Here is a 14,199-nt window from a genome sequence, read left to right on the forward strand (position 1 = left end):
TACCGTTTCAGCCGACGGCGGCGAGGGCAGGCTTGGCGTCCGAGGCCGCGCCCGCCCAGAGCTCGTCGGTCAGCCCCTCCAGCCATCCGGCCGCTCGCGCGGCGGCGTCGGGGGCGTAGAGCGGGCGGATGGCGTCCGTGTCGAGGCGGCGCGCGTCGGCGAGGAGCGACTGCCAGCCGGCGAGATCCCCCGGCCAGGCGGGGCGCGTGACCGCCGCCCCGAGTCGCACCAGCGCTTCCGCCTTGCGCGTCTGCTCACCGAAGTAGCGCCATTCCGGCATCACCGCGAGCGGGCGCCCGACGCGCGCGATCTCGTGCACCGTGTTGTCGCCGGCCGAGGCCAGAACGATGTCGGCGGCCGCCAGATAGTCGGTGACGCCGCTCACCCAGCCGAGCTCGCGAAGGTTCGAGAAATCGGTCTCGTGGCCCTCGCGGTGGGTGGGGCCGAGCGTCAGGAAGAGCGTGTCGGGCGCGGCACGCGCGGCCACCGTCAGCGGCGCGTAAGGCGTGCCGGAGCCCCCGCCGCCCGTCACCACCACGACGATCTCGCTGCTCGGATCGAGGCCGAGCCTCGCGCGGGCCGCCGCCTTTTCCGCGACCGGCTCGCGCGTCGTGCACAGACCCCCGGAATAGAAGGTCTTGGCGCGCAGGTGCGCGGGATAGTCGTCCTGCTCCATGCGCTCGTCGAAGGGCGCGAGCATGCCGACGCTCGCCTCGTAGGAGCCGACATGGCCGATGTCAGATCGGTCGCCGTGCATGCGGATCTGGACGGCCGGGACGCTCGCGATGCGAGACAGGAGCGCGATCTCGGCCGAAACGTCCACCACGAAGAGGCCCGTGTCGCGTTCGTCGAGATGATCGAGAATGGCGCGCATGGTCGCGCGCATCTCGCGCAAGCCCAACGGCACGCAGTGGAGGACCTGCGGGGTCGGCTCGGCATAGAGGCGCTCGGTCGGGACCCCGGCCCCGATCATGTTGGGCAGCGTCACGATCTCGATGTCGCGCTCGAAGCCGTCGAAGAGCTGGGGCCCGGCGGTCAGCACGCTGACCGGCCGGTCGCGCGCGAACTCGGCGGCGATCGCCATGGTGCGGTTGGCATGTCCCCGTCCCTGGTGGTGGACGAAGAACGTGATCGGTCTCTTCATGCGGCGGCAGTCTCCTGAAGGCCCACGCGCCCGCTTCGAACGGGGTGAAGCGGGTCGGCGGGCGTCGGGGGCAGTTTAACGGAGCATTGACCGTTCCGCTCGATAACCGGTCCCGCCAGACAGCAGCAGTTCAGGAGACGGCTATGGAAATGGATACGGTCGGCATGGCGGGCGGGCGGATCCGGTCCTTCGTGGAGCGCATCGAACAGCTCGAGATCGAGATCTCGGAGCTCACCGAGGGCAAGAAGGAGGTCTTCGCCGAGGCCAAGGGCGAGGGCTACGACGTCAAGATCCTTCGCGAGATCATCAAGCTGCGCAAGCAGAACCAGGACGAGCGCGACGAGCACGAGACGCTGCTCGAAACCTACATGCGCGCGATGGACGAGGCCGGCGAGGCCGAACACGGCCTCAAGGCGGCCTGAGGTTCAGGCCGCGATCTCGCCATGCCGCGCGGCGACGATACGTCGCGCGGCCTCGACGCCGGTGAGATAGGCACCGTGGGCCGTGGAGTAGTGCGTCGGCGACACGGCCTCGCCGGCGAAGAACAGGCGCTCGCCGACCGGCTCGGCGAGCCGCTCGCGCATCCGGGCCATGCCGGGACGCGCATAGGAATAGGAGCCGAGGCTCTCCGGCTCGCGGCCCCAGAGCGTCATCGGCAGGGCATGGAGGCGCCGGCGGATATCCGCGCCGTAGAGCGCCGAGAGTTCCTCCAGGGCGAAGGTCTCGAAGGCTCGCGCATCGTCCCGTTCGAGATCATAGGCCAAGGCGCCGCCGAAGTAGCATTCGACCTGCGCGAAGCCGGAGGGACGGAACGTGTAGGAGGCTGTGCGCCGCGTGTCGGTCCGCCCGAACACGGCTCGGTCCGCCTCGAAGCCGTCCGCGTCGTCCAGCCGGAAGGTGAGCTTGTCGGCCAGACCGAGCGGCAGCGCGTCGGCCGCCTCGATCTTGTCCGGCAGGGCGGGGTGGAAGCGAAGGGCGCCGGTCGCCAGAACCGCGCTCGGCAGCGCCACCACGACGGCCGAGGCCTCGATCGTGCCCCGGCTCGTCTCGACGGTGAGCGTCCGCCCGTCGTGACGCACCGCCTCGGCGCGGACCCCGAGCCGGATATCGAGGCCCCGGCCCAGCGTTTCGATCAGCCGGCCGTATCCCTCGCGCACGCGCCAGTTCCGCCCGTTGTCGTCGTAGCGGTCGAGATCCTCGGCCGAGACGAGGTCGAGCTCGGCGCCGCTGTACCAGGTGCTGACCGCATCGATCAGCGGGTTCCAGCGGTTGCCCGGCTCCAGCATGGCGGAGGCGGGGCGGTCGTCCTGTCCGCGCGCTTCCACGAGCCGCTCGTCGAAGCGGTCGATCGCCGCGCCGAAGGCCGCCTGGTCCGTTTCCGAGAAGCCCGGCGTCGCGGAGCGCCGCTGCCAGGGCGGCGTCAAGCGGTCGACCGTGAAACCCTCGCGCTCGGCGATGGCGACCATCGGGTTCTCGGTCGCCGAATGGAGCCAGCCGCAGCCGTGGTCGATCGGATCGCCGCCGGGCGAGAGCACCGTATGCGCCCGCCCGCCGATGCGGTTCCGCGCCTCGATCACGAGCACCGGCACGCCGGCATCGGCCAGCGTGCGCGCGGCGCCGAGGCCGCCGGCACCGGCGCCGATCACGAGAACGGGAAGGGAAGAGGACATGGAGCGTGTCTGCCTGTGGTGCCGATCGTGCCGTCCTCGCACGGAAGGCACGGTCGGCAAACCGTCGGGCGGGGCCCCGCGTTCCCTCTAGATCTGCTGCTTGTCGGCCGGCATGCCGTAGACGCTTCCGCGCCCGATCTCCTCGACCGGATCGAAGCGGTTCGTCTCCTGCGCCCGCGACAGGAGCGTGATGCCGGACTGGTTGAGGTAGTCGCCGAAGTCCGCGACGTCCTTGTCGGACTGGCCTTCCGCCTTGGTCTCGTCGGAGCGCTGGGCGCGAGTCGCCTGGCCGAGCTCCAGCGGATCGCCGAGGCGCTCCTCGATCCGGTTCGAGACGATGGGCTGCGCGACGCTGCCCCCGATCGCTCCCGCCATGACGTGTCTCCCTAAGCTCCGCCGCCCGCAAGGGCTCGATCGTCGCGACCTTAGCCTGTCCGCCGCTCCGCTTCCATGCCGAACGGCACAGCGAGCGCTCGGCGGCGACGGCGGATTTCAGCGACGAGGAGCCAGAGGAGCGCGCCGAGCGGCAGGACGACGTGAAGGCCGAGATCGAGCGCCGCGTCGAGGCGGCTTCCGATCCGCTCCAGGAGCCCCGCCGCCGCGCCGCCCGTCTCGGGCGCCGAGGCGCCCCGGCCTTGGCGCGGCGGCGCGGCATCGAGGATACGGGCGAGTTCCCGTTCGAAGGCGGCGCGGTCGAGCGGCGCGGCGTCGAGCCGGCGGAAGTCGGCGGACCAGTCGAGGCGCGGGCGCGCGGGGTCGCGCAGGGCGTCCGGCACCGACATCTCGGCGGCGATCCGCCCGCCGTGTCCCAGCGCGTCGAGAACGGCGGGATAGAGCGCGGGGTCGAGCACGAAGAGCCGCAGCGGCTCGGAGCCGCCGGCCAGCTCGGCAGGCGTGACGGGCCGGGGTGGAAGGCCCTTCTCGCGCCGTTCGATCCGGTCGGCGAAGAGGTCGACCGAGGCCGGGGCGTCGGGTGCGCCGCGCTCGAAGAGAAGCCCCACCATGTCCGGCCCGGTCAGCGGCTGCCGCGTGGTGATGCGCAGGAGCGTCCCGGCGTCGGGCGGCGCGGCCGGCCGGCGGGGCTCGGTGGTGAGCGGCAGGAGCGTCAGTAAGACCACGAGGCAGACCGACAGGACGTTGGCGGTGAGGTCCGCCACCACCGCGAACTCGAAGCGCAGCATCGTTCGTCAGCCCCCGCCGAGCGCGGCGAGGCAGTCCGCGCCGGGGCGTGGCGCGGGGCGCTGGAAGCCACAGGATCGGTCGAGGCGCAGCTGGCGGACCGGCCCGCCGAGCGTTGCCGCCAGAAGCGGGTCGAGGAGAAACGCCGCCTCCTCGCCGCCCGGCTCGATCGCGACAAGCGCCGCCCGCCCGTCGCTCACGGCTGCGCGGATCGCATCGAGCAGCGGCGCACCGGGACGAAGGGCCATGAGCGGCGTCGGTGCGCCCGTGTCCTGCGCGAGCCGCGCGCCGTCGGCGCCGGCCAGGATCACGAGCGGCTCGGCGCCCGCCACGGTGGCGGCCCCGTCGAGGAGCGCGGCGAGCGGGTCGGCCGGCGCGGCTCTTGCCAGCTGCAGCTCCGGTCTGACGAGAAAGAGGGCGAACAGGAAGGAAGCGCCGAGTGCCAGGAAGAGGTCGGCGAGCGGCACCGAGCGGATCGCCGCCTCCTCACCCTCCGCCTCCTCCTCGTCATCCATCGGCGCGCACCAGGACCTCGACCAGACGTCGGCACTCCTGGCGAAGCTCCGCCTCGCGGCGCTCCAGGATGGCCATGAGAAGCGAGGCGACGAGACCCGTGGCAAGGCCCAGCAACGTCGTCTCGAACTGGATCGACAGGCCGGCAAGGCTCGAACCGATGTCGACGGCCGTGGCGTCGGGGCCGTTCGTTCCCAGGCTTCCGATCGCGACGGCCAGGCCGATCACCGTGCCGACGAAGCCGAGCAGCGGCAGAAAGGCCAGAAGCGCGCGCAGGAAGCGTCGCGAGGCCGTGTGGAAGCCTTCCAGCGTTTCGCGCTCGGCCCGCGCGCCGGGCAGGGCGCAGGCCTCCAGAAGATAGGCCGAGGTGCGGCTTTCGGCCGGGCGGCCGGGCAGGGTGCGCACGACGCCCGCGATCTCGGCCGGCGACAGGCGCGGCGCCGGACCGCCGGTGGCCAGGCGCCGGCGCGCGACGGACAGGAGCGTGCGGTCGGTGAGGTGCGCGAGCGCTGCGTCGAGAAGTGCGGCCAGGAGCACGAAGAACAGCGCGATGATCGCCGCGTGCACATAGGTCGGCCCGGCGAAGGCCCGCAGCGTGACGCCGACGGGATCGAGCGCGGCGCCCGGCGCCCACCGCCCGACGAGGCTGTAGAAGAGAAGTGTCAGCGCGGCGCCCAGACACAGCGCCGCCGCGGTGGACTGGGTGCGCGGCGTCGAGCCCTCGCGCAAGGGAGCGTTCCAGAAGAAACGGAAGCGCTCCTCGGCATTCAGCGACAGGACCCGGCCGGCGAGCAGAAGCACGAGGATCTGCGGCCAGACCGGCAGGCGCGCGGCAAGCTGCGGCAGGGGCTCGGCGGGCAGGAAGGCCAGGGGCACGAGCGCGGCGAGGAGCCCCGCGCCCCGCGCGCCCCAGCGCAGGAGCGCGCCGCGCCCGGTGAAGGCGCCGACGAGCGCCACGAGGCCGGGAAGGGGCAGGAGCGCGCGCATGGGGGCGGGTGCGCCGCCGGACGCCAGAAGCGCCTGGACGGCGAGCGCCGCGAGAAGCGCGGCCGCCAGGATCGGGGCGAGCGCGAGGCTGGCGGGGCGGCGAAGGGCGCCCCCGGTGGCCGTCACAGGGTCAGGCCGCGGTCAGCTGCGCGCCGCCATGGGCGAGCTTGATGCGTTCCAGCGGCTGGATGTTGGCGGAGGGCGAGAGCTCCTGGTAGCTGAGGACGGCAAGGCTCGGAAAGTCGCGCTCCACGATCTTGCGCATGAAGCGGCGGATATCCATCGGCGTCAGGATCACGGGCGACATGGCGCGCCCGCCCGGATTGCCGACCACCTGCTTCATGGCGGTGATCATCTCGCGGTGAATGTCGGGCGAGAGCGCGAGGTAGGAGGCGCCGCTCGTCTGGCGCACGGCGCCGCGCACCGCGTCCTCGATCTCCTTGGACAGGAGGAAGGCGGGGATGACGTTCTGGCCGCCGGAGAACTTGTGGGTGATGTAGCGCGAGAGCGCGCCGCGCACGTGCTCGGACAGGACGATCGGGTCCTTCTCGCGCTGGCCCCAGGTGACCAGCGCCTCGAGGATCGTGCGCATGTCGCGGATCGAGATCTCCTCCGAGACGAGGCGCTGCAGGACGTCGGTGATCGTGGTGACCGGCAGGAGGCGCGTCGCCTCGCGCACCAGCTCGCCGAAGTTCTTCTGCATCTGGTTCATCAGGAACATGGTTTCCTGAACGCCGACGAACTCGGCGGCGTGCGCCTTCAGGATGTGCGCGAGATGGAAGGTCAGCATGTTGGAGAGGGTCATCGTCTGGATGCCCGCCTTCTCCAAGAGCGGCAGGTGCTTCATCTGCACCCAGAGGCTCGCCGTGTTGGGCAGGAAGTCCTCGCCCCGCTCGAAGGGCACGTTGAACATGCGCAGGTTCGTCTCGGTCTCGCGCACGATGAACCAGCCGGGGCGCGAGGCGCCCGCCGCCACCGGAATCTCGTTGACGAGGATGCGGTACTCGCCGTCCTTGAGGTTCTCGTTGAGGCGCAGGTTGATGCCGGGGAAGGGCACGCCGAGGTCGAAGTAGAGGGCGCGGCGCACGCGCGCGACCTCGCGGTCGAGCTTGTCGGGTCGGATCGAGTTGCGCACCGAGGCCGCGATGTCGACGATCAGCGGCACGGTGAGCGCGAAGTTCACCGGCTCGACCGGCAGGCCGTCGTCGTCGTCGGGCAGCGATGGCGCTTTGCCCTGGGGCGCGAGGGCGGCGGCGAGCGCGGGCATCTCGCCCGAACGCTGCGTCTGGCCGGCGGCCTTCGACTTGCGCATGGCCAGGAAGCCGCCGCCGCCGGTCACCACCGCCAGCCCCAGGAAGACCAGCGCGGGAAAGCCGGGGATCACCGCGAAGATCAGCATGATGACCGCGGTGATCATCAGGGCCTTGGGCTCGGAGACGAGCTGGCTCGCGATGTCGGAGCCGAGGTTGTCGTTTTCCTCCGAGGCGACGCGCGTGACGATGAAGCCGGCGGTGATCGAGACGAAGAGGGCGGGGATCTGCTGGATCAGGCCGTCGCCGATGGTGAGGAGCGAGTAGAGGTGGACCGCGTCGCCCGCCGCCATGCCGCGCTGCATCGTGCCGATGGCGAGGCCGCCGATCATGTTGACGGCGATGATGATGAGGCCCGCGATGGCGTCGCCCTTCACGAACTTCATGGCGCCGTCCATGGCGCCGTAGAGCTGGCTCTCCTTCTCCAGCTTGTTGCGGCGGCGCTTGGCCTCGTCCATCTCGATCTGGCCGGCGCGCATGTCCGAGTCGATCGACATCTGCTTGCCGGGCATGGCGTCGAGCGAGAAGCGGGCCGAAACCTCGGCCACGCGCTCCGAGCCCTTGGTGATCACCATGAAGTTCACGATCGTCAGGATCAGGAAGATCACGAGGCCGACGATCAGGTTGCCGCCCACCACGAACTTGCCGAACGTCTCGACGATGTGGCCGGCATTGGCCTGGAGCAGGATGAGGCGCGTCGTCGAGATCGCCAGAGCCAGGCGGAAGAGCGTCGTGATCAGGAGGATCGAGGGAAAGGCCGAGAGCTGCGTGACGTCCTTGAGGTAGATCGCGACCATCAGGAGGATGGCCGAGAGCGACAGGTTGATCGCGATCAGGATGTCGATGATCACAACCGGAAGCGGCAGGATCATCATGAAGACGATGCAGACGAGGAGGAAGGCGAGCAGCAGGTCGTTGCGCTTGGACAGGATCTGAAGGAAGCGTGTCATACCCGTTCAACCCCTTGCCGACATGCGGTCAGACCCTTGAGGACGGACGCGGCGACCCATTCGCTGGAGCGCGGACCCCGTTCTGTCAAGAGGTTGACACGGCGACGCGATCCAAACGCCCAGATTGTCGCGGAAGCATGGCGAACGCGACAGGCTCAGACGCGCAGCCGCAGCCGGTCGAGCCCGGTCTGCTCGGGTGGACGCGCCAGAAGCAGGGGATCGAAGCCGTTGAGCTCGCGCAGGAGATCGGTCAGCGCGAACTGAAGCGCGGCCGCCACCGCGACGGGACGAGGAGGGGGCTCGCGGGTCGCCGCGTCGTCCTCCGGAAGGGCGTCGTCCCGCAGGAGCGGGTTGGCGTTGCGCAGGGATTGCGCCGCGAGGTCCTGTATGGCGGCGAACAGGTCTTCGACGTCGAGGTCGACCGCGCGCGAGCGCAAGCCGTCGATCTGCGTTTCGGAAGCTTGGCGCGTGGCCAGGCTGGCCGCAACGGTCTGCTGCATCTTCGCCAACGTCGTGATCTGCGCATTCAGGGACTTGATGGCAACGTCCGTCGCCGCGATCTGGTTGTCGAGGTCTGCGACCTTTCCCTGCGCCGCCTGCAACGCGTCCTCGGCGCCGCTTTTCCGCGTGCTCAGCGTGGCGAGCGTCGCCTGTTCGGCGGAAAGCCTGGCCTCGGCGGCCGACTTCTCCTCGGGCGTCTTGGCGGCGGCGACGGCCGCCTTCGCCTCCGCCACGACCGCGTTTTGTGTGTCGATCTGCTCCTGGAGGCGTTCGACGGTTTGCTGCTTCGCGGCGACGTCGGCCACGGCCGTCGTGCGTGCGGCAGCAAGCGTCTTGCGCTCACCCTGCTTGGTCTCGACGTCCTTCTGCAGCCCGGTCGTGTCGAACCGTCCGTCCAGGCTGAGAGCGGTGGTGGCGGCGGTCGCAACGCGCTGCCGCTCGGCGTCGCTGCGGGTTTCCTCCGTTCCGAACAGCGTCTGCGCGAGCAGCACGGAGATGTCGCCGGTTCCCGAGGGAAGGCGCAGGCCCGCCAGTCCGAGACGAAACAGGATCTCGCTCGCCGCCGGCACCGCATCGGGAACAGCCGGCGCGGCATCGCCTTCCGTGGTCGCGGAGGGCACCGAGCCGGCGGCATCGATGGCCGGGTCCCAAGAGGGGCGTGTGGTTGAGGAAACCGACGGGATCAAGGACATCGGGGGGCAATCCTGGATGAGGCGTGGCTGGGACCTGAATAGCGGATCGCGAGGCCGCGTCCTGTGCCGTATGCGACCGTGCGCGTTCGGCGCGCTCAGCGCAGGATCAGACGGTCGCGACGGGGGGGCGGGGCTTCGTCGCGCGAGATCCAGGTGCCCAGTTCCTCGGCCCACAGGTTCAGAAGCATGCGTGTCTGCGTGGCGAGCAGCGCCAGAAGCGCCAGAACCTTGCGTCTGCGGCGCTGCGTGCGAAGAGCCGCCAGGAGAGCGGCGACCCGAGCGGGATCGCCCAGCAGCTTGGCGAGAAGAAGTCCCGCCTCCATCTCGTCCGCCGCCCAGGCCGTCCCGGGAAGAGGAACGGGAACCTGCCGCAGAAAGCTCGCCGGTTCGATGGGGCGGGGTGGCGGCCAGCCCGGAATCATCGCGGCGTTCAGGACGAACGAGGCCAGCACGCCGGCGCGCTCCGCCTGACCCTCACTCCCGCCCGGCGTTTCTTCGCCAAGGCCAGCCCGAAGGAGAAATCCGTCGAGTGTCGAAAGGGCAGGCGCCACGGAGCTGATTCGAAGATCCGGCCTCCGCCGCGCGTCCTCTGTGGGCGCCGTCCGATCCTGCGGCCAGACCGCGCTATCCTGCTGCACGGAGGAGGTGAGGGCGCGCTCTTCGCGCAAGGAGCCGCACGCCGAGGCGTACCCCTTGTCTGCGGCCGAGTCCGGCAAGGGGAGCTTGCCGGCAAAGCCTGCCGGCGCGGGACGTCTTTCTTCGGCGCCGGGAGCAGAGGGGGCGGAAGGTGGCCCGGCCAAAGCCTCCATGCTCGACCAAGGCTCGGAGGGCGCGAGCCGCGCCGCGGGCCCGTTGAAGGCAGGCCCGTCGGGAGCGGGCGCCGCGAAGACGGGCGCGGCGCGCGCGGCCATGCCGGGCGCTGGTCGCGTCGCGGCAGGTGAACCCCCTTGCAGGAAGCCGTCGTTGTCCGACCGGGACAAGGCGATGCGTCCCGGGGCTGTCCCCATCTTCCGCAGTGCGTCATCCCCGTCGGCCGCCAGCCCGGGCACCGAAGCCGATTCGGCCATGGCGAGGATGCGCGGGGGGCGCAAGCCCGCCAGGGTGAAGACCGTCGCGATCCGGACAGGCGATCCCGGCGCCTCCGCCTCGAAATCGGCCGCGATCGGCCGGTCTGCGGACGGTCCATCGCTCGACGCCGACGCCGTGTCGGAAGACCGATCCGGAGCGACGCTGGCTTCCCGGCGACTTCCGGTCCCCGCGGGCACGGGACCGGGGCTCGATCCCGCGATGTTGCGGCCGATCAAGGCGAAGAGCTGGCGCAACTCGTCCCGGTCGATGCGGGCCTCGATCACGACGCGGAATCCGCCATCGTCCGCAGGCGCTGCGCCTCCCGCCTCATGGTCTCGGGCGTGTCGGCATCGGCATGGAGGCCGAACTGTTCGAGAGCGGCCACCGCGTCGCCCCAGCGTCGTTCGCGCACGGCCAGCGCGGCAAGGTGGAACAACGGCACCGCCCATCCGGGACGCAGGCGCGAAGCCGTTTCGAAGGCGAGACGGGCCGGCTCTATGCGGTCGGCCAGATGCAGGCAGACCCCGTGCCCGACCCAATGGTCGGCGCTCGCCCCGTCCAGCATGCAAAGAATGCGAAACAGGGGTTCGGCCTTTTCCGGACGCCCTACCGCGAACCACTGCGTTGCACGCGCATACAGAACCTCGCCGGCTCCCGGCGGAAGCCCGAGCCCTTCGGAGAGCGGCCGGTCGGCCCGAATGGCGGAAAGGAGCGGGGAGACCCGCGACTCCCCCAGATCCGCCAGAAGCGGGCCGAGGAGGCCGAGGACGAGGTCGCCCTCGCCCGGCTCCAGATCGAAGCGCTGCTCGAAACCGGTGCGGGGCGGTGCGTTCACGACCAGGATGTCCCGATCAACCGAACTGGACGGCCGGGGCGGCGGTGGACTGCGCCGCGTGAGCCGACAGGCCGGCCAGCAGCATATCGGCCTCCCGCTGGCAGTTGCCGTCGCCACGCGCCCCTGCGAGGTCCGACGCCCTCTGCAGGTCCTCGCGCGCCTCGGGCCATTCCTGCGCGAGGAGGCAGCCCTTGCCGGACAGAAGATAGCCCAAGGGATCGTCCGGTGCGCCCGCGATCAGGACCGCCGCTGCCTGAATGGCGATGTAGGGCGCCCCGACCTCCAGCGCGCCGGATGCCAAGCCGGCCTGCGCCGCCCGATGCTGCGGGTCGCACAGGACGATCGTTGCATAGAGGCGAAGAGCCCTGTCATGGGCTCCGCGCCGGGCGAGGTCGCCGGCCATCGAAGCGGCCACGTCGAGATGCCTGGCCTCGATACCGAACTGGCGTCCCAGTTCACCTTGCGCGATCGCCTCCAATGCGGCGCGCTCCTCGTTCGTCATCGCCCAACCCCTCATCCCGATCATGTCGTTATTGCCGGAAGCCGGTCCGCCTGGCCCGATGTTCGTCCCGCGCCCGGCTTGGTGCCACGGCCGCGGTCTCGCGCTTTCCGGCGATCCTGCTCCTGTCCCGCACCCTCGGCAAGCGGGTGGCAGGTGTCTTTTCTACAACCGAAAGATCATGACGTCGCTTTCCGGCACAACCGTTCCCGATCGCGTGCCGGAAGCGGGCAATCCGTCCAGCATCGAGCGGTAATGGTCGGCCTGGGTCGTCACGTCCTCGATCAGCCGCTCCAGACGCTCGAGCCGGCCGCGGCGCAGCGGGTAGCGCGCATGGACGACCAGCGTTTCGGCCTGTCCCTGCCGGCGCACGAACACGCCGGCCTCGTTCAGGAGAAACCATCCCGGCGCCCCTCGCAGGACGGCGGCCCGCCAGCTTCGCCGCGCCGCGCCATCCTCGGGCGCACGCCCCGCCACGGTCTCGACCAGCATGTAGCCGCGCCCGTCATCCGACAGGTTCACCCCCTGGTTGTCGATCAGGAGACGGACGATCCCCGTCGCGTCGAAGCGCGGTGGCGAGAGGCCGAGGCGCGCGAAAAGCGCCGCGGCGGTCGGGCGGAAGCCGGTTGGGTCGGACGCGGCCGGCGCGTTGAAGCTTACGCTCACCGGGTGATCGCGCGCATCATCTCGACCTTGTTCTCCTGCATCTCCTTCACGAAGTTGATGACCTGCTTGATCATGTCGTCCATGGCCTGCTGGACGTCCTTGGCGATTTCGGCCTTCTGCTGATGGGACGTGGCCTCGGCGGCAGCGACCGATCCCTCGGCCTCCTCGCGCTTGGCCTGCGCCTGTTCCTTGGTGTCGAGCCCCTGGCCGAGCTGGCGGCCGATGTCGCCGCCGCGGGACGTCAGATCGGCGGCCGACTGGTAGCGCTGCAGCATCTTGTCGATCTGCGCGCCCTCGTTCGAGGCGATCTTGAACTTCATCTCGGCGTTCAGGACGTCGGTCTTGACCTTGTCGGTCGCGAACTTGCCGGCATCGGTGAATGTGTCAGCCTTCTTCGTCGCCGCCGTCAGCTCCTGCTGCGCCTTCGACATGTTGTTGGCGGCGTCGGCGCTCTGCTTGAGGCTGCCGACCTGCTTGTAGAGCGAGATGCCGCTGCCGATCATGGCGATGCCGGCGGTGACGATGCCGATCGTCATCGACAGGACCGCGCCCTTGTCCATCTTGTCGGCGGCCTGATTCATGTCGGCGGCCTGCTGAATCGACTGGGCCTTGGCCTGCTCGTAGCCGGCCGTGCGCTGGTTCATGGCCTGCGACCGGCGATCGTTGCTCTGCTGGATCATCAGATTGGCAAGGGTGCTGATGACGCTGTCGTAGTCGAAGTTGCCGCGCCCCGTCGACAGGCCGGCCGCCGAAAGGGACTCGCTTAGGGCCGAGAGTTCGGCGTCGGACAGGGGCGGCGGAGGCGCCGGCGGGGTGTAGGAGGCCGGAACGCCCGGGAGCTGCCCGCCCGCCGCGCCGGCGTTGCCGGCGCCGGTCGTCGTGCCGGTGCCTGACGTCTGCTGGGTGCCGGTCGTCGTGTTGTAGTTGACGAAGGCCGGATTCGGGGTGTTGCCGATGGTCGTGTTCATGGGAGCGCCTCGAAGAAGGGGATCAGCCGGCGAAATGCGCGCGGGCGGTGAACTGGGCGCGGTCGTTGCGCGCCTCCATGATGCCGTCCAGAACGGCGTTGAACCGGTCGCCCGCGGCCATGAGGCGTGTGAAGGCCTGATCGATGGCGTCGTTCAGCATGGTGATCAGCGCTTCCTCCTCCTTGGAGTTGGCCTCGGCGCGCTTGGCGTCGGCATTGGCCATCGTGGCGACGCCCTTGTAGGCGGTCGAGGTGATGCCGGCGGCCTGGGTGCCGATCGTGTTGGCCGCCTCGGCGATGTTGGCGCCTCGCGAGGCCCACTTCATGGACTGGCTCACGCCCTCCTCGAAGGCGCCGTTGCGCAGCAGGGCCCAGGCGATCTTCAGACCTTCCTTCATGGCCTCGCGCGTCGCGGTCATGATGCTGTTGCCGGCCATGCGGGATAGCTGGAACGTGGCGCTGGCGACGGACCGCACACCGCTGACGATACCGACGCCTCCGCCCGCAAGGCCGCACACGGCGCCGACGACGGCGACGGTCACCTGGAAGGCCTGCTCGTGCTTGCGCGCCTCCTCGTCCGAAAGGCCCATGGATTTGGCCGAGTAGAAGCCGATGCCGTTGCCGGTCGCGACCGTGACCGTGGAATCGGCCGCCGAGATGAAGGAGGCAACCGCCGCGGCGATCAGCAGCGCGCCCACCACGGCCAGCGCGCCGCCGGTCAGCGGGCTGGTGGCGATCGCCACCACCGCCACCACCACGGCGATCACGGCGCCGAGCCATTCGAAGGCGAGCTTGATCTTGTCCGCGATCGAGGCCGACTCCTTGGCCTCCTTCGCTTCCTTGATTTTGGCGGTCATCTCGTCGATCTGACGGCTCTGCTCGCCGATGCGCGAGCGCACGCTGGCCTGGTCGTTCTTGATCTTGGCGTCCTGGGTCTTGGACTCGGTGTCGCGCATGGAGATCGCGACCTCGACCAGGAGCACGTCGACCTGGGCCTGCGTCATGTTGAGCCCGAGCGAGGCCATGCTGGCGCGAATGTCGGAGATCGTGGCGCCGTTGGCGGGGCTGGGCGCCGGGGCCGGGCCGCTCTGGGCGGTCGTGCCGCCGCCGACGGATCTCTGCTTGATGACCTCGCTTCCCAACACGCGGTTGAGAGCATCGTTGGTGATCTGGTTGACGCTGCTGGGACCGTTGACCTGCGACATGGGAAACTCCGGG

General features: G+C 70.2%; 15 protein-coding genes. 1 reads left to right on the top strand and 14 read right to left on the bottom strand.

Translation table 11 applies throughout. From position 1 onward, the window contains the following. Positions 1–7: 7 nt before the first annotated feature. On the bottom strand, positions 8–1,144 hold the full coding sequence (locus AUL35_RS05295; RefSeq protein WP_062012764.1) for a glycosyltransferase: 1,137 nt from the start codon (positions 1,142–1,144) through the stop codon (positions 8–10). 149 nt (positions 1,145–1,293) lie between these two features. On the opposite strand from AUL35_RS05295, the gene AUL35_RS05300 reads away from it, so the two are divergent. After that, entirely contained in the window at positions 1,294–1,566 is a 273-nt protein-coding gene (locus AUL35_RS05300) for a DUF2312 domain-containing protein (RefSeq protein ID WP_062012960.1), read from the top strand. Positions 1,567–1,569: 3 nt separating this feature from the next. Here AUL35_RS05300 and AUL35_RS05305 read toward each other — a convergent pair whose 3' ends face one another. From AUL35_RS05305 to sctE, 13 genes are all read right to left on the bottom strand, one after another. Continuing rightward, complete coding sequence (locus AUL35_RS05305) at positions 1,570–2,814, bottom strand: FAD-dependent oxidoreductase (protein WP_062012765.1); 1,245 nt, start codon at positions 2,812–2,814, stop codon at positions 1,570–1,572. A gap of 87 nt (positions 2,815–2,901) precedes the next feature. After that, positions 2,902–3,189 carry a hypothetical protein gene (locus AUL35_RS05310; RefSeq protein WP_062012766.1) on the bottom strand — a complete coding sequence of 96 codons (288 nt, stop codon included), beginning with the start codon at positions 3,187–3,189 and terminating at the stop codon, positions 2,902–2,904. 50 nt (positions 3,190–3,239) lie between these two features. Then, the gene (locus tag AUL35_RS05315) at positions 3,240–3,995 is read right to left on the bottom strand and encodes a hypothetical protein (protein ID WP_062012768.1); all 756 of its coding nucleotides are present in this window, start codon (positions 3,993–3,995) and stop codon (positions 3,240–3,242) included. Positions 3,996–4,001: 6 nt separating this feature from the next. After that, a complete protein-coding gene (locus tag AUL35_RS05320; RefSeq protein WP_062012770.1) occupies positions 4,002–4,508 on the bottom strand; it encodes a hypothetical protein in 507 nt (168 codons plus the stop codon). Beyond that, complete coding sequence (locus tag AUL35_RS05325) at positions 4,501–5,619, bottom strand: MotA/TolQ/ExbB proton channel family protein (protein ID WP_062012772.1); 1,119 nt, start codon at positions 5,617–5,619, stop codon at positions 4,501–4,503. Before AUL35_RS05325 ends, AUL35_RS05320 begins: the two co-directional genes overlap by 8 nt. A 4-nt stretch (positions 5,620–5,623) precedes the next feature. Then, positions 5,624–7,753, bottom strand: coding sequence for a type III secretion system export apparatus subunit SctV (gene sctV, locus AUL35_RS05330; protein ID WP_062012774.1), 2,130 nt, complete (start codon positions 7,751–7,753; stop codon positions 5,624–5,626). A 155-nt stretch (positions 7,754–7,908) separates the two neighbouring features. Next, positions 7,909–8,946 carry a hypothetical protein gene (locus tag AUL35_RS05335; RefSeq protein ID WP_062012776.1) on the bottom strand — a complete coding sequence of 346 codons (1,038 nt, stop codon included), beginning with the start codon at positions 8,944–8,946 and terminating at the stop codon, positions 7,909–7,911. A 95-nt stretch (positions 8,947–9,041) separates the two neighbouring features. Further along, positions 9,042–9,398, bottom strand: a complete 357-nt coding sequence (locus AUL35_RS21995) for a hypothetical protein (protein WP_156417845.1) — start codon at positions 9,396–9,398, stop codon at positions 9,042–9,044. 896 nt (positions 9,399–10,294) lie between these two features. Then, positions 10,295–10,849, bottom strand: coding sequence for a hypothetical protein (locus AUL35_RS05345; RefSeq protein WP_062012781.1), 555 nt, complete (start codon positions 10,847–10,849; stop codon positions 10,295–10,297). A 16-nt stretch (positions 10,850–10,865) separates the two neighbouring features. Further along, positions 10,866–11,351 (bottom strand): hypothetical protein, encoded by a 486-nt coding sequence (locus AUL35_RS22000; RefSeq protein WP_062012783.1) that lies wholly within the window; start codon positions 11,349–11,351, stop codon positions 10,866–10,868. A 162-nt stretch (positions 11,352–11,513) separates the two neighbouring features. Continuing rightward, a complete protein-coding gene (locus AUL35_RS05355; RefSeq protein ID WP_062012786.1) occupies positions 11,514–12,014 on the bottom strand; it encodes a hypothetical protein in 501 nt (166 codons plus the stop codon). Then, a complete protein-coding gene (gene sctB / locus AUL35_RS05360; RefSeq protein WP_062012788.1) occupies positions 12,011–12,982 on the bottom strand; it encodes a type III secretion system translocon subunit SctB in 972 nt (323 codons plus the stop codon). The genes AUL35_RS05355 and sctB overlap by 4 nt, the downstream gene beginning before the upstream one ends. A 22-nt stretch (positions 12,983–13,004) precedes the next feature. Further along, entirely contained in the window at positions 13,005–14,186 is a 1,182-nt protein-coding gene (sctE, locus tag AUL35_RS05365) for a type III secretion system translocon subunit SctE (RefSeq protein ID WP_062012790.1), read from the bottom strand. Between the last annotated feature and the right edge of the window lie 13 nt (positions 14,187–14,199).

The organism is Aureimonas sp. AU4, assembly GCF_001463765.1.
In the GTDB taxonomy this organism is placed as follows: domain Bacteria; phylum Pseudomonadota; class Alphaproteobacteria; order Rhizobiales; family Rhizobiaceae; genus Aureimonas.